Raw genomic sequence first — 15,027 nt, forward strand, 5'->3', positions numbered from 1 at the left:
TCCTCCTTCGTCCGTGGCAGGTGCCGCGTCGTTACTGGTCGTTGCCGTCGAGCAGCGCGATGATCGCGTCGTCGTCGGCGGTGTCCAGGTCGGTGGCGCTGAGCGTCAGCGGCTCCGAATCCTTGGGTGCCGCGTGCAATCCGCGTACTCCGGCCAGGATTCGGTCCACTGCTGTCGAGGGGACGGTCCGGTTCGGATGCACTTCGGCCAAACGGCCGAGCAGTAGGTCGATCTCGGTCAGGATGGGCTCGGTGAGTTCGTCGTCCTTGGGAGTGATCTGCCCGCGGATGAATTCCGCCAACGAGGCAGGCGTCGGATAGTCGAAGATGACCGTGGTCGACATCTTCGCTCCGCCTGCCGTCGCCTTGAGCCTGTTGCGCAGTTCGACCGCGCTGAGCGAGTCGAAACCCATGTCCAGGAACTTCTGATCCGCGTCGACCACGTCCGGGCCACTGTGCCCGAGCACGGCGGCGATATGACTCTTGATCAGGTCAAGTACCACGGTGTACTGATCCTTTTCGGACAGTCCGACCAGCTTCTTGGCCAGCGCGCCCGCGTCGAAGCCGCGGGTGTCGACCCGCCTGCGGGTGGTCAGCAGCCCGCGCAGCAGCGGTGGCAGTTCCGCCAGGCCCGACGCGGTGCGCAGGGCCCCGATATCTATTGCGGTGGTGAGGGTGTGTGGCCTGCCGAGCAGCCGTGCCGCGTCGTACACCGACAGGGCGAGCGGGGTGGGCATGGCTTGGAAACCGCCGCGGTTGATGCGGGAAAGGTCCGCGGCGTTGAGGGTTCCGGTCAGGCCGGTGGCTTGCTCCCACAGTCCCCATGCCATCGATGCCGCGGGCAGACCCCGGTGCTGGCGGTGCTGGGCGAGCGAGTCGAGGAAGGTGTTCGCTGCCGCGTAGTTCGCCTGAGCCGGTGCGCCCAACGCGCCTGCGGCGGAGGAGAACACGATGAAGTCGGTCAGATCCAGATGGCTGGTGTGCTGGTGCAGGTTCCAAGCGCCGTCCACCTTGGCGGGCAGCACCGACTCCAGCTGTTCGACGTTCATCGTGGTGAACAACGCGTCGTCGAGTGTGCCTGCGGCGTGCACGACGGTGCCGAGCGGATGCTCGGCCGGGATCGCCGCGAGCAGGCTCCGCACAGCCTCGCCGTCGGCGGTGTCGCAGGCCGCGACCGTGACCTGCGCGCCGAGGTCGCTCAGTTCCCGCACCAGTTCGGTGGCGCCGGGCGCGCAGGATCCACTGCGACTGGTCAGCAGCAGATGGCGGACGCCGTGTTCGGTCACCAGATGCTTGGCGAGCAGACCGCCGATGGTGCCGGTTCCACCGGTGATCAGGGCGGTGCCCGCCGGGTCGCGCGGCGCGGGCCAGGTCATGATCACCTTGCCGATGTGGCGCGCCTGGCTCAGATAACGCAGCCCCTCGCGGGCGCGTCGGACGTCCCAGGAGGTGATGGGCGGCGGGGTGAGCACGCCGGAGGCGAACAGAGTCGAGAGTTCGGCGAGGATCTCCTGGAGCCGATCCAGTCCGGCATCGAGCAGGACGAAGGATCGGTAGTCGACACCCGGATGCGCGGCCGCGACGACGTCGGGCTCACGGACATCGACCAGGCCCATTTCGACGAAGCGCCCACCGTGTGGCAGCAGTCGCAAGGACGCGTCGACGAACTCATTCGCCAGACAGTCGAGGACGACGTCCACGCCCGCGCCGTCGGTCTGGGCCAGGAACTTCGGCTCGAACTCCACGGTGCGCGAGTTTCCGATGTGCGTGTCATCGAATCCGTTGTCGCGCAAGGTATCCCACTTGGGCATGCTGGCGGTGGCGTAGATCTCGGCGCCGAAGTGGCGCGCCAGCTGTACCGCGGCCGTGCCGACGCCGCCGGTGGCCGCGTGGATGAGCAACTTCTCCCCGGCGCGCAGTCCGGCCAGGTCGTGCAGGGCGTAGTACGCGGTGAGATACACCGCGGGCACCGCGGCGGCCTGCGCGAAACTCCATCCCCGTGGAATCGGCGTCACCAGCCGTCGATCGGTGACGACGGTGCTCGCCATGGCGGCGAACATGCCCATCACCCGGTCACCGGGTGCGAAATCGGTGACGTCCGAAGCGACTTCGACGACGATGCCCGCGCCCTCGCCGCCCAGCGCGGCGCTCTCGTCGGGGTACATGCCGAGGCAGATGAGCACATCCCGGAAGTTCACGCCGGCCGCGCGCATCGCCACCCTGATCTGTCCGTCGGCCAGCGGCGTCGTCACGAGTTCTGGGGCCAGTGGGAGGATCTCGACATTGTCGAGGGTGCCCCGCTCGGTGATGCTGAGTTGCCACTGCTGTTCGGTGATGTCGATGGCCGTCGGCGGTGTCTCCACCCGGGCCAGGCGTCGCCCGTACAGGACGCCGCGCCGCAGGACCGCCTCGGGTTCGTCGCAGGCCAGAGCCGTGGCGACGGTTTCCACCGTGCACGGCTCGGTCCCGACGTCGAGTTGGATGATCCGCCCGGGGTTCTCGGTCTGCGCGCTGCGCAGCATGCCCCATACGGTGGCCGCCGCCAGGTCGGCGATGTCCTCGCTGGTCTCGACCGCCACCACCGAGCGCGTAGTGACGACCAATGTCGTCGCGCTCAACGCACCCTCGGCGAGCACGGCTTGCGCTTGCCCGAGCACCCAGGCGAGTTCGTCGCGGATCTCGCGCGGCAGTTCGCCACCGGCCTCTCGCCCGCCGACCGGCAGAATGATCGCGTCCGGCGCCGGCCCGTCGCCGAGGGCCGCCACCAGCGCGGCGACATCCGGGTACGCCGGAATCTGCACGCCGTCGGCGGATTCGAGGAGGCCGCGCACCGAATCCTCGGCGCCACTGCCGAGTACCACCCACGCACCCGAGCGGGCCGGAACTTTCAGGGTGCGCGCCGACACCGGCATCCATTCGATGCCGAACAGCGAATCCTGCGGGCGCGCGGCGTCCTGCTCGCCACGCAGTTTGTCCGCGGAGACCTCGAGCAGGACCAGCGAATCGACTGTGGCGACGGTCATCCCGGCGGCGTCGGCGAGAGTGACGGTCACTCGATCCGGCCCGGCCATCCCGAGGCGCACCCGCAGCGCCGTCGCGCCGACGGCGTGCAAGGTCACGCCCTCCCATGCGAACGGCAGACGCAATGTGCCGGAGTCGCCGGTGGGAAGGAAGGCCTCCAGCCCGCCGCACGCCTGGATGGCTGCGTCCAGCAAGGCCGGATGCAAGCCGAACTGCGCGACTTCCGCGTCGCGCTCCTGGGGCAGCGCCACTTCGGCGAACACGTCGTCGCCGCGCCGCCAGACCGCGTTGAGACCGCGGAACAGCGGACCGTACTGGTAGCCGAGCTCAGCGAGGCGCTCGTAGGAGCCGGTCAGGTCGATCGGTGTGGCCCCGACCGGCGGCCACACCGAAAGGCCTTGTGCCGCAGTGGCTTGGCCGATGTCGACCGGAGTGACCGCGCCTTCGGCGTTGGTCGTCCACGGACGGGTCTCGTCCAGCGCGTCGGCGTCGGTGTCGAGCCTGGAATGAACGGAGATGCCCCGGTCACCGGACTCGCGCGGTTCGGTGACCACGACCTGTACCTGCACACCGCCCTGTTCGGGCAACATCAACGGAGCCATCATGGTGAGTTCCTCGACCTTGGCGCAGCCGAGCCGCTCACCCGCGTACAGAGCCAGCTCCACCAGCGCCGCGCCCGGCACGAGTACGGTGCCGAGCACCGCGTGGTCGGCGAGCCAGGGGTGCGTTCTCAGCGACAGGCGTGAGGTGAACACGGTGCGGTCGCCGTCGGGCAGCGCCAGGACCGCGGCCAGCAACGGATGACCCACCGCGCCGATGCCGAGACTGCCCGCGTCGCCGGCGGGTGCGAACATCTCGACCCAGTAGCGTTCCCGCTGGAAGGCGTAGGTGGGCAGCTCGACCCGCTGGCGGGGCGCGGGATAGAGCCGGGTCCAATCCACCGGCACGCCGCGCACGAACGCCTCGGCCAGCGAGGTGAACAAACGAACGGGCCCGCCTTCCTCGCGGCGGAGCGAACCGGTGACGACGAACCCGTCCGGATCGGCCTCGGCGACCTCGAGGGTGTCCGCGATGGCGGGGACGAGCACCGGATGCGGGCTCATCTCCAGGAAGGCTCGGTATCCGCGCTGATACATCTCGCGGGTGGTGCGTTCGAATTTCACCGGCAGTCGCAGATTGCGGTACCAGTAGTCGGCGTCCAGACCCTCGGGATCGATCGGTTCGGCGGTCACCGTCGAGCAGAACTCGATACCCGTGGTGTGCGCGGTGATTTCGGCCAGATCCGACACGATGCGGTCGCGCAGAGCCTCCACCTGCTGCGAGTGCGAGGCGTAGTCCACCGGAATCCGATGGGTGCGAATCTCGAGGGGCGCGCAGGCTGCCGTGAACTCATCCAGCGCGGTGGGCTCGCCGGAGACCACCGTGGCGGTCGGGCCGTTGAGGGCAGCCACCCCGATGCGATCGGCCCACGGGGTCAGCAGTTCCCGGGTCCGGTCGGCGTCCGCGGCCACCGACACCATGCCGCCGGTGCCGGCGAGGGCGACGATCGCCTTGCTGCGAAGGGTGACGATGCGCACGGCGTCCTCCAGCGACAGGGCGCCGGCGACGCAGGCAGCCGCGATCTCACCCTGGGAATGTCCGATCACGCCGTCGGGCTCGACCCCGAACGAACGCCAGACGGCCGCGAGCGAGACCATCATCGCGAACAGCGCGGGCTGCACCACATCGACACGGTCCAGGCTGGGGGCGTCCGCGCCGCCGGTCAGCACCTCGCGCAGTGACCAGTCGACGTACGGAGCGAACGCCCGTTCGCACGCGTCGACGCGCTCGGCGAAGACCTCCGAGCCGGCCAGCAACTCGGTGGCCATGCCGACCCACTGCGCGCCCTGTCCGGGGAAAACGAACGCTGTCCTGCCCTTGACCGAGGCACGGCCGGAGACCACACGGTCGTTCGCCATGCCCGTGGCCATGGCTTCGATCCCGGCCAGCAACTCGGACCGCTCCCGCCCGATCACCACGGCCCGCTGCTCGAACAGCGTCCGCGTAGTGAGCAGCGAGTAGGCGACATCATCGACATCGGCCTCGGCGACAGCGGCACCGAGCCGCCGCGCCTGCGCCGACAGCGCTTCGGGCGAACGGCCGGACACGACCCAGGCTCGGTGTGCGGGCACGGCACCGAGCGGGTCGATGCCCGCGGCGAGGTCGTGCTCGGGAGCCTGTTCCAGGATGACGTGGGCGTTGGTGCCGCTGACACCGAAGGCCGACACAGCGGCACGGCGCGGATGGTCGGCGTCCGGCCACGGTCGGGTCGCGGTGGCCAGTGCGAGGTGACCTGTGCTCCAGTCCACGTGCGGTGTCGGCTCGTCCACGTGCAACGACGCGGGCAGGACACCGTGCCGGAAGCTCTCGATCATCTTGATCACGCCGGCGACTCCGGCCGCGGCCTGGGTGTGCCCGATGTTGGATTTCACCGAACCGACCCAGATCGGATCTCCCTCGGCGCGTTGGCCGTAGGTGTCGAGCAGGGCTTCGGCCTCGATCGGGTCGCCGAGCGAGGTTCCGGTGCCGTGTGCCTCGATGACCTCCACCTCGGCGGGGCTCAGCCGGGCGTCCTCGAGCGCCTGCCGGATGACCTTGCGCTGTGCCAGGCCGTTGGGCGCGGCCAGGCCGTTGCTGGCGCCGTCCTGGTTGACCGCGCTGCCACGGACCACCGCGAGCACCGGATGCCCGTGGCGCCGCGCGTCGGACAGCCGTTCCAAGATCAGAGTGCCCGCGCCTTCGCCGACGCCGAATCCGTCGGCTGCCTTGCCGAACGGCTTGCATCGTCCGTCCGGCGCGAGTGCGCCTTGCTGGCTGAAGCCGGCGAAGATGCCCGGAGTCGCCATGATGGTGACACCACCGGCGACCGCCAGGGTCGATTCGCCGCGCCGCAACGACTGACAGGCCAGGTGAATCGCGACCAGCGACGAGGAGCAGGCGGTGTCGATGGACAGTGCGGGGCCTTCCAATCCCAGCGAGTAGGCCACTCGTCCGGAGGCCACGCTGCCGGTCACCCCGAGCATCAGATAGCCGGGATCGAGATCGGCGCCGGCACCCGCTCGCGCGGCGTAGTCCCCGGAGACCACGCCCGCGAAAACGCCGGTGCGGCTGCCGCGCAGGTCGGAGGGATCGATGCCGGCGCGCTCCAACGCCTCCCAGGTCGTCTCCAGCAGCAGTCGCTGCTGGGGGTCGAGGGCGGGTGCTTCACGCGGACTGATTCCGAAGAACGCGGGGTCGAAATCTCCTGCGCTGTGCACGAATCCGCCGTCCCGCACCGAGGACTTGCCGGGCGAGTCGGGGTTCGGATCGTAGAGGTCCGCCACGTCCCAGCCGCGGTCGGCGGGGAACGGCTCGATCGCGTCCCGCTCGTCCATCACCAGCTGCCACAGATCCTCGGGCGTGAAGATGCCGCCCGGATACCGGCAGGCTGTGCCGATGATGGCGATCGGCTCGTGATCTTTGGATTCGAACTCCTTGAGCTGCCGCCGGGCATTGGTCAGATCGACAGCGGCTCGCTTGAGGTGGGTACGCAGTTCTTCTTCCGTGGCCATTGTTCTTCCCTTCTGGACCGGAATGCGGCCTGGTGCTGTCGATGTCGGGCAACAGAACGCCGTGTCGAGCACTTCCGCTGCGGGGTGAGGCGAACTGTCCCAGCGTCGGATACGAGTGGGAAACCCCTAGCCGTCCCCTATCCCGGCAGGTAGGGGACGCGACTAGGGGTTTGCGGACAGCGTGGCGATCACGACAATTCCGAGGGCACGGTTTCGACTGCCGGTCGGCTACTTCCGGCTGAGAGGGGTTTCCCTATGCGCCAGGATCCATCACCGTCGGTTCGCGGACCGCTGCTGTCTGCGGCCTGCGCGCTGCTGCTCGCGACGGCCGGCTACAGCGTCGCGGGAGTGACACCAGCCTCCGCCGACGCACCGGGATGTAGTGCGCAGGCCCGCATCGCATCGCTGGAACACGATCGCGATCTCGTGCTGAATCGACTCGGGCCGCTGCGGACGCTGCGCGGCCCGGCGGATCTGGCCGCGGTGTCGCTGGCGGGTTGGACACCGCTGTCCCACGGTGTCGTCAGCTACGCCGGGATGGGGATGGTTCTCACCGATACCGTGAGAGCCGCTGAGCTGCTGGTGAATTCGGTCGAGGGCCTCACCGCCGATCTTCCCGCGCCACTCACGGTCACAGCGGGCGAGCCCGCGGTGTTGTTCTATCGGTCGCTGGCGACCGGTGCGGACCTCGGCGATCCGGTCGAGGGCGACTACCCGTACGAACTGGCCGGGTGGGGCCACCTGGCCAAGTACACCCCGGGGGTGTATCCGGTGTCGGCGTCGCTGTGTCTCGACCCCACCGACTGGTTCGTCCACGAGCGCGGCATCCACGCGCTTCCGTCGTTCGACATGCTCTGCCGCCCACCCGAGGAGGCGATCCGGGGTGGCGCTTCCGGTGCGCTCGAACCGAGTCTCCCCGATTCGTTCGGCATTCCGCATCCGCGGCTGTGGGACACCCACATCTGGCTGCGCCCGGACGGGGGCACACCGACGACCGCCATTCTGGACGATGTCCAGGAGGTGGCAGGTGTGGATTGGGAGTCGCACGAGAGCTTCTACTTTCCAGGGGAGTCCGGATCGGGCGGGCACCGCTGATGACGAACCTCGACGTGGCGGTGCTGATCGTCGGCGGCGGTGGCTGCGGTCTGTCGGCCTCGATCTTCCTGGCGAACCTCGGCGTGGACCATCTGCTGGTCGAACGCCGCTCGGGCACTTCACAGTTGCCGAAAGCCCACTATCTGAGCCAGCGCACGATGGAGCTGTACCGGCAGCACGGCATCGCCGAGCCGATCCTGCGACAGGGCGCACCACTCGACAAGTTCGGAAAAGTCTGCTGGCAGACCTCACTCGGCGGTGACGGCCCGCTGGACGGCCGGATCATTCACGAATTGGACGCTTTCGGCGCGGGCGAGCTGGAACAGATCTACCGCGCCGACAGCCCGAGCGCGGCGACGAATCTGCCGCAGGTACGCCTGGAGCCACTGCTGCGCCACGAAGCCGAACAGCGCTCGCCGGGGCGCGTGCGATTCGACTGCGAACTGACCGAATGGATCTCCGACGCCGACGGCATCACCGCTCAACTGCGCGAAAACAGCAGCGGCCGTGAATATTCGGTGCGGACACGGTATCTGATCGCGGCGGACGGTGGCCGTACCGCGGCGGCCCGGGCGCGCATCCACATGGACGGGCTACGCCAGGTTCACCATGTGTCGACCGTGCATTTCTCCGCCGACCTGTCGCCCTGGCAGCGCGACGGCGCGCTGCTCACCTACTTCATCAGCCCGGACAACCCCGCGCACACCGGTTCTGTTCTGGTGCAGATGGGCCCGACCTGGGGCAGGTTCTCCGAGGAATGGGGCATGCACTTCACAGCCGACCGCGACGACGCCGCGCTGAAGGATCCTGCTGCCGTCGCCGACCGGATTCGTGAGATTCTGAGGTTGCCGAACCTGAACCTCACCGTGCACCGCACGAGCAACTGGGCGATCGACGCGGTGCTGGCCTACCGCTACCGGGCGGGCCGGGTATTCCTGGCCGGTGACGCCGCCCACCGCATGCCACCGGCGGCCGGACTCGGGCTCAATACCGCGATCCAGGACGCGCACAACCTCGCCTGGAAGCTCGCCGCGGTGGAATCGGGCTGGGCCACCGAAGATCTGCTCGATACCTACGAGTCCGAGCGCAGGCCGGTGGGACGGCGGAATCTGGACTGGGCGCTCGGCATCCTCACCAACTCGCAGGTCATCCTGGACGCGGCGCTCGGGTTGGGGCCGCATGTCCCGCGCATCGCGCGGAAGATGTTCTTCCAGAACTATTTCGAGAACAGCGACCGCGGCGCGACCCAGCGGGCCCGCGCGGCGGACATACTCGGGACGCACCGGACCGATTGTCAGGCACACGATCTCGAGCTCGGCGTTGCCTACGCCGAGGGCGCGCTGTGCCCGGACGGGACCACGGCGCACCCACCCTCCCCGATGGGCGACATCTACCGGCCGACCACCCGTCCCGGCCATCGACTGCCGCATGCGTGGCTGCATCGGGACGGGGTGCGGCACTCCACCCTGGATCTGGCGGGCACGGGTGCGTTCGGCCTGATCACGGGCGGCGAGGGTGACGGGTGGGAGCGGGCCGCCCGGCAGGTCGGCACCGAGCTCGGCGTGCCGATAGCGACGGCTCGAATCACCGAGACCGCGCCCGGAGCCTGGCATGACCGAGGCGGAGACTGGGCCTCGCTCAGCGGGATCGGTGCCTCGGGCGCGATCCTGGTGCGCCCGGACCAGCACGTCGCGTGGCGGTCGGGCGGTGCCGTCGCCGACCCCGCGGGGGAGCTCGCGGCTGCCCTGCGCGCGATCCTGCGCCGCTGAGTCCTCGCCCGCCCACGGTCTACTCGCCCAGCCACGCCCCCTGCGCGAGCAGCTCCCGCTGGACGGCGGTAGGGGACAGCTCGGCGGGGGTCGCCGCGACCAGCGCCGCCGCGACGCCCGCGGCCTGCCCGGTCGCGAAGGCCGTACCCATGACCCGCAGCGACGCACCGGCCTGCCGGTCACCGTCGACGACCCGGCCCGCGCCGAAGAGGTTCCCGGTGTCGGCGCTGCGCAGGATGCGCAGTGGAATGTCGTAATGCCCGTCGTCGGCGATGAACTGCCACTCGGCAGGCTCGCCCGACATGCCGTGGTATTCGGCGGGCCACGTGCCCAGCCCGATGACGTCCTGGAATCTGCGGCCGGACAGTATCTCGTGGCCGGACAACTGATAGCGGCCGACCAGATGCCGCGACTCGCGGGTGCCGATCTCCGGGCCCGTGCTGACGATGTGCGCGCCCGCCCACCCGTTCACCCCGCGCAAGACCCGCAGATACGTTCGGGCCCGCCGACGTGAGCGGATCTGTGCCCGAGAGGTGTCCAGTGCGTCTCGCGCGTCGTAGCCCTCGTCGATCAGGTAGGCGATGACGTCCCCGGAGACCGGCAGGCGTGCGACCAGACCACAGGCCACGTCGATGTCGGTGGACCGCGCGGGTGTCAGTGCGGCGGCGACCGTGCCACGGGACAGGTCCGCGTCCGGGCGGACACCGCCGAAGCGGACGCCCAGCGTCCCGTTCTGAACCCGCCCGTCGTTGCCGTATCGGACCGCGGCACCGGCGAAGGCGGCCAGATCCGCTTCGCCGGTGGCATCGACGAAGGCTGCCGCGCCGATGGTGTGAATGCCTTGATGGTCCGCCAGCCGCACCGAGCGAACCGTCGCGCCCACCCGCCGCGCGGCGATCAACTGACTGTGCAGCCGCACGTCGACACCGGCCCGCGCGCACAGTTCGTCGAGGACGCATTTGACCGCCTCTGGGTCGAAAACCACGGCGATGGAAGTGAATCGAGTGGGTTCGGTGACGGCGTCCATAGCGCGCAGCCCGTGCAACACCTCATCGGCGATCCCGTACACCGCCTGCACGGGCGGATCGGCCCGGGTGTACAGACCGCAGTAGGTCAAGACATTGCGCAGGGTGGCCGCACCGCCGAGACACGGCCCGCGTTCGATCAACAGCACGCGCGCACCGGTCCGTGCCGCCCCGACCGCCGCGGCGACGCCCGCCGACCCGCCTCCGGCGACGATGACGTCGTAGCGCTCCACTAGATCCCCTGTGCTTGTTCCAGGATCAGATGCGCGTTCGTTCCGCTGATACCGAACGACGAGACACCCGCGAGTCTCGGGCGCCCGGTGACCGGCCACATGGTCGGTCCAGTGGTGAGTCTGATCCCAGACCTGGCCCAATCGAGGTGTGGCGTAGGCGGTTCCGCGTGCAGAGTGGTTGGCACGGTGCCTCGGCGGATCGCCTCGATCATCTTGATCGCACCCGCGACACCGGCCGCGGCCTGGGTGTGTCCGATATTGGATTTGACCGAACCGAGCAGCAGTGGTCGCCCAGGTGGCCGTGACCGGCCGTAGGTCGCCGACAAGGCCTGGACCTCGATCGGGTCGCCCAGGGCGGTGCCGGTGCCGTGCGCCTCGACCACATCGATGTCGGCGGCGACCAGACCGGCGTCGTCGAGTGCCCGCTGGATCACCCGCCGCTGTGCTGAGCCATTCGGTGCGCTCAGCCCGTTGGACGCTCCGTCCTGGTTCACCGCCGTGCCACGGACAACCGCCAGTACGGTGCGGCCCTCGCGGCGCGCATCGGAGAGGCGTTGCAGGACGAGCACTCCCGAGCCCTCGGCGAACGCGGTGCCGTCCGCGGCGGCCGAGAAGGCTTTGCACCGTCCGTCGGCGGCCAACCCTCGCTGGCGGGAGAACTCGACGAAGACCTCGGGGGTCGACATCACGGTCGCCCCGCCCGCCAGCGCGAGGGAGCACTCACCCCGGCGCAGCGACTGCACAGCAAGATGCACCGCGACCAGCGAGGACGAGCACGCCGTGTCCACTGTCAGGGCGGGACCGCGCAGACCGAGGCTGTAGGCGATGCGGCCGGAGGCCACACTCGCGGCCCGGCCGGTGGCGAGGTAGGCCTGGGCCGAGCGTGGCGTGCCGAGGCCGGAGGCCCGGTAGTCGTGGTACATGACGCCGGCGAAAACACCGGTATCCGATCCGCGCAGGCGGGTCGGATCGATGCCGGCGTGTTCGACTGCCTCCCAGGAGGTTTCCAGCAGTAGGCGCTGTTGTGGATCCATCACCAGCGCCTCGTTCGGCGCGATGCCGAAGAAGTGCGCGTCGAACTCCGCCGCGGTGTCGAGGAATCCCCCCGCGCAGACATACGTGGTGCCGGGATGATCGGGATCTGGATCGAAGAGGGCGGCCGGATCCCACCCGCGTTCGGGCGGGAACGCCGAGATGGCGTCGCCGCCGCGGGCAAGTAGATTCCAGAACTGGCGCGGTGATTCGATGCCGCCGGGGAAGCGGCAGCCGATTCCGACCACCGCGATCGGCTCGCCCGGCGCGGACCGTATCGGGCGCGAGTCATCGGTCGCGGTCGCGCCCCCGCGCTGTTCGAGCACGTATTCGACGATCCGGTTGATGGTGGTGAATTCGTAGAGCGCGGTCGTCGGCAGCTCGCAGTCGAGCTCGGCGTTGAGCCGCCTGACCAGCTCGATTGCCGCGAGAGAACCGATGCCGAGATCGGCGAAGTTCTCGTCCACCTCCGTCGGGCGCGGCGCCCGCCCGATCAGGTCGGCGACCTGTGCGGTCACGGTTTCGGTGAGCTGACGGGGGGCCGACGGGCGGGCGGCGGACGCAGTGTCGACGACCGACACCGCGAGCCCGTCCATCCCGTTCGCCAGCGCGGTGCGCAAGGCGACCTTGTCGATCTTGCCGGTGCTGGTTCTCGGTAGCGCGGAAACCGCGACGATCTGCGTCGGAAGCTTGTATTCCGCGAGTTCGCTCGCGCAGAAGCCACGCAACCGGCTCAGGGCGGGCGTGGTGTGCTCGGTGCCGGTGACCACGGCGACCACGCGTTCGCCCGCGTGTGGATCGGGCGTGCCGACCACGGCCACGTCCGCAATGCCGGGGAACCGTGCGATCACCTGCTCGACTTCGGCTGAGTACACATTGTCACCGCCCACCAGGATCATGTCCTTGATCCGGTCGACCAGACGCACGCCCGCGCGATCGTCCAGGAATCCGATATCGCCGGTGTGGAACCAGCCGTCGGCGTCGAACGGTGTCGCGGTGCCGGTGGGCGGGCGCCAATACCCGCTGGTGACCGTCGGCCCGCGCAGGCAGATCTCGCCGAGATCACCGGCCGCGGTGATCTCGGCGCCGGTGCCGATATCGACCAGGCGCAGGTGGGTGTAGGGCAGGACCGACCCCACCGAATCGTCGGGCTCACGTTGGTCGGGGAGCAGGGCGCAGGTCGCGAAGAGAGTCTCGGTGAGTCCGTAGGCCTGCTGGATCACCAGGCCACGGTCGCGGTAGGAGTCCACGAGTCCCCGGTGGGCGGGTGCGCCCGCGGTGACGGCCGCCCGCACCCCCGCGAAGTCGGCCGCGCCGAACTCCGGCAGAGTGGTGGCGGCCTGGTACATGGCGGGCACGGCGAAGACGGTCGTCACCCGGCCCGAGGTGAGATCGGCCAGAAACTGTTCGGGGACGAAGGATCGCCGCACGAGTGCGGTCGCTCCGCGCAGCAGCCCGCGAAGCAGGAAACAGCCGAACGTCGCGGTGTGGAACATAGGGGCGACCACGAGTGTCACGTCCTGCGCGGTGGTCGGCGCCACCAGATCCATATTGAGGCAGCTCCACCAGAGCGCACCGTGGGTGATCCGCACGCCTTTGGGGCGCCCCGTCGTGCCGGAGGTGTAGGCCAGCATGGCGAGATCCTCCTCGCCCAGACTGACAGGATCCGCGGACCGCACCCCGGTCGCGCCCGCGAGCACGTCCGCGTCGATCAGTACCGGACGGGGGACAAGGCCCGCACTCGCCTCGTGCGCGTGCGTGTGCCGATCGGGTTCGGCGACAATCACTTCGGGCAGACAGTCGGCCAGCACGCCCGCCACCTCGGCCACCTCCAGCCGGGAGTTCACCGGAACGAAGATCGCCCCCACCCAGGCGCAGGCCAGATAGGCGACGACGAAGGCCGTGCCGTTGCCGCCGAGAAAGCCGACTCGGTCACTTCGCCGAACGCCCGATTTGGCGAGGTGGGCGGCGAGTTCCTCGGTGCGACTGGATAATTCGCGATACGTGAGGCTGTCGATGCCGTCCACCGACAGCGCGATCCGCTCACCCGCGACGGTGGACAGGGCCAGTATTCGTCGGGCCGGACTCAGATCGACCATGACACATCCCGTGGCACCCGATCGTCGAGATTGCTCGGCAAGCCGACACGGCGCGCGAATTCGGCGATTCCCGCGTACTGCCGATCACCGAGGTCGTAGTTCAGCGCACGGGTGTAGTACCGCCGGAGCAACTCGGCATCGAAATCCTCCCAGCGCGCGATCCGTTGGCTGACCTCATCGATCTCGGTCAATGCCAGGTCTCGGGCTTCGACCAGTGCCGCATGGACCTCCGAGACCAGGTCGGGATGCTGCGCGGCGAACTCGCGCCGGGCCGCGATCACAGCGAAGACGAAGGGATGTCCGGTCCACTCCCGCCAGATCTGGCCGAGGTCGTGCACGGTGAGCTCGGATCGACAGCGTGCGAGGGTGGCCGCTCGCAGGGCCGCGTCGCCGATCAGCACCGCCGCCGATGCCGAGTCCAGCATGGATTCCAGATCAGGTTTGCAGAGGAAGTACTCCGCGCGCACGCCGATCATGTCACCGAGCACCAGCTGGGCCAGCCGAATCGACGTCCGACTCTCCGAGCCGAGCGCTACCCTTGCACCGTCGAGTTCTTCGAGCGGTACCTGACTCACGATGATGCACGACATCACCGGGCCGTCGCTGCCGATAGCAATTTCGGATAATGGAACCAGCAATTCCTGATGCTGTAGAAATTCAGACAGGCTCACCGGTCCTATATCTATGCGGCCTTCCAGGATGTCGGTTGCGAGGACGTCGGGGGTGCCCTTCACCAAATCAATGTCGAGTAATTTCCCGGTGCGCGCCAATCCCCAGAGCAGCGGCGCGCAGTTCAAGTAGGTGATGTGTCCTACGCGTGGCCGTGCCTGCCGGGTACGTAGGGGTGACAGGATGCTCTCAGTCATGATTCCTCCTCGTACACGATGACTCGCGAAGTGCGCCTGTCATAACCCCTAGTCGGGCTGCGATTATCCCCTATCACTACAAGGAACGGACCGGTTGGTTCAATAGTCGGGCATGGACTTTTTATAGCAGGGGGCTGTCAATTTGCGGCCCGGGATTCCGACGCGGGTTTCTATTGACACATCAGCGAGTGGGCTGGTAGTAACGTGCACATGTAGGCTCCGGTGCAGGGCTGCGAGTTTGGGGGAGTTATGGCACAAAGGTCTTCCGGTGATCACGCGGAGAAATCTTCCCTCTGGC

Annotated in this window: 6 protein-coding genes and 1 pseudogene; 2 read left to right on the plus strand and 5 right to left on the minus strand. The window is 68.7% G+C overall.

What is annotated here, in order from left to right; genetic code table 11:
* Nucleotides 1-31: 31 nt before the first annotated feature.
* Both BOX37_RS36120 and BOX37_RS36125 read right to left on the minus strand, forming a co-directional pair.
* The gene (locus BOX37_RS36120) at nt 32-3,874 is read right to left on the minus strand and encodes an SDR family NAD(P)-dependent oxidoreductase (RefSeq protein ID WP_420811622.1); all 3,843 of its coding nucleotides are present in this window, start codon (nt 3,872-3,874) and stop codon (nt 32-34) included.
* A 102-nt stretch (nt 3,875-3,976) separates the two neighbouring features.
* Nucleotides 3,977-6,610, minus strand: a pseudogene (locus tag BOX37_RS36125) (type I polyketide synthase); the annotation flags it as partial.
* Between the two features lie 255 nt (nt 6,611-6,865).
* On the opposite strand from BOX37_RS36125, the gene BOX37_RS13625 reads away from it, so the two are divergent.
* The gene (locus BOX37_RS13625; protein WP_071927967.1) at nt 6,866-7,705 is read left to right on the plus strand and encodes a hypothetical protein; all 840 of its coding nucleotides are present in this window, start codon (nt 6,866-6,868) and stop codon (nt 7,703-7,705) included.
* A complete protein-coding gene (locus tag BOX37_RS13630; protein ID WP_071927968.1) occupies nt 7,705-9,474 on the plus strand; it encodes an FAD-dependent monooxygenase in 1,770 nt (589 codons plus the stop codon). The genes BOX37_RS13625 and BOX37_RS13630 overlap by 1 nt, the downstream gene beginning before the upstream one ends.
* Before the next feature lie 19 nt (nt 9,475-9,493).
* On the opposite strand, the gene BOX37_RS13635 is transcribed toward BOX37_RS13630, so the two are convergent.
* Genes BOX37_RS13635 through BOX37_RS13645 form a run of 3 tightly spaced genes read right to left on the minus strand, consistent with a single transcriptional unit; the run spans nt 9,494 to nt 14,729 of the window.
* Nucleotides 9,494-10,732: an FAD-dependent oxidoreductase gene (locus tag BOX37_RS13635; RefSeq protein WP_071927969.1), complete on the minus strand. Its 1,239-nt coding sequence runs from the start codon at nt 10,730-10,732 to the stop codon at nt 9,494-9,496.
* The gene (locus tag BOX37_RS35785; RefSeq protein ID WP_071927970.1) at nt 10,732-13,863 is read right to left on the minus strand and encodes a type I polyketide synthase; all 3,132 of its coding nucleotides are present in this window, start codon (nt 13,861-13,863) and stop codon (nt 10,732-10,734) included. The genes BOX37_RS13635 and BOX37_RS35785 overlap by 1 nt, the downstream gene beginning before the upstream one ends.
* Entirely contained in the window at nt 13,851-14,729 is an 879-nt protein-coding gene (locus BOX37_RS13645; RefSeq protein ID WP_071927971.1) for a menaquinone biosynthetic enzyme MqnA/MqnD family protein, read from the minus strand. Before BOX37_RS13645 ends, BOX37_RS35785 begins: the two co-directional genes overlap by 13 nt.
* Between the last annotated feature and the right edge of the window lie 298 nt (nt 14,730-15,027).

Source organism: Nocardia mangyaensis (assembly GCF_001886715.1).
Classification (GTDB): Bacteria; Actinomycetota; Actinomycetes; order Mycobacteriales; family Mycobacteriaceae; genus Nocardia; species Nocardia mangyaensis.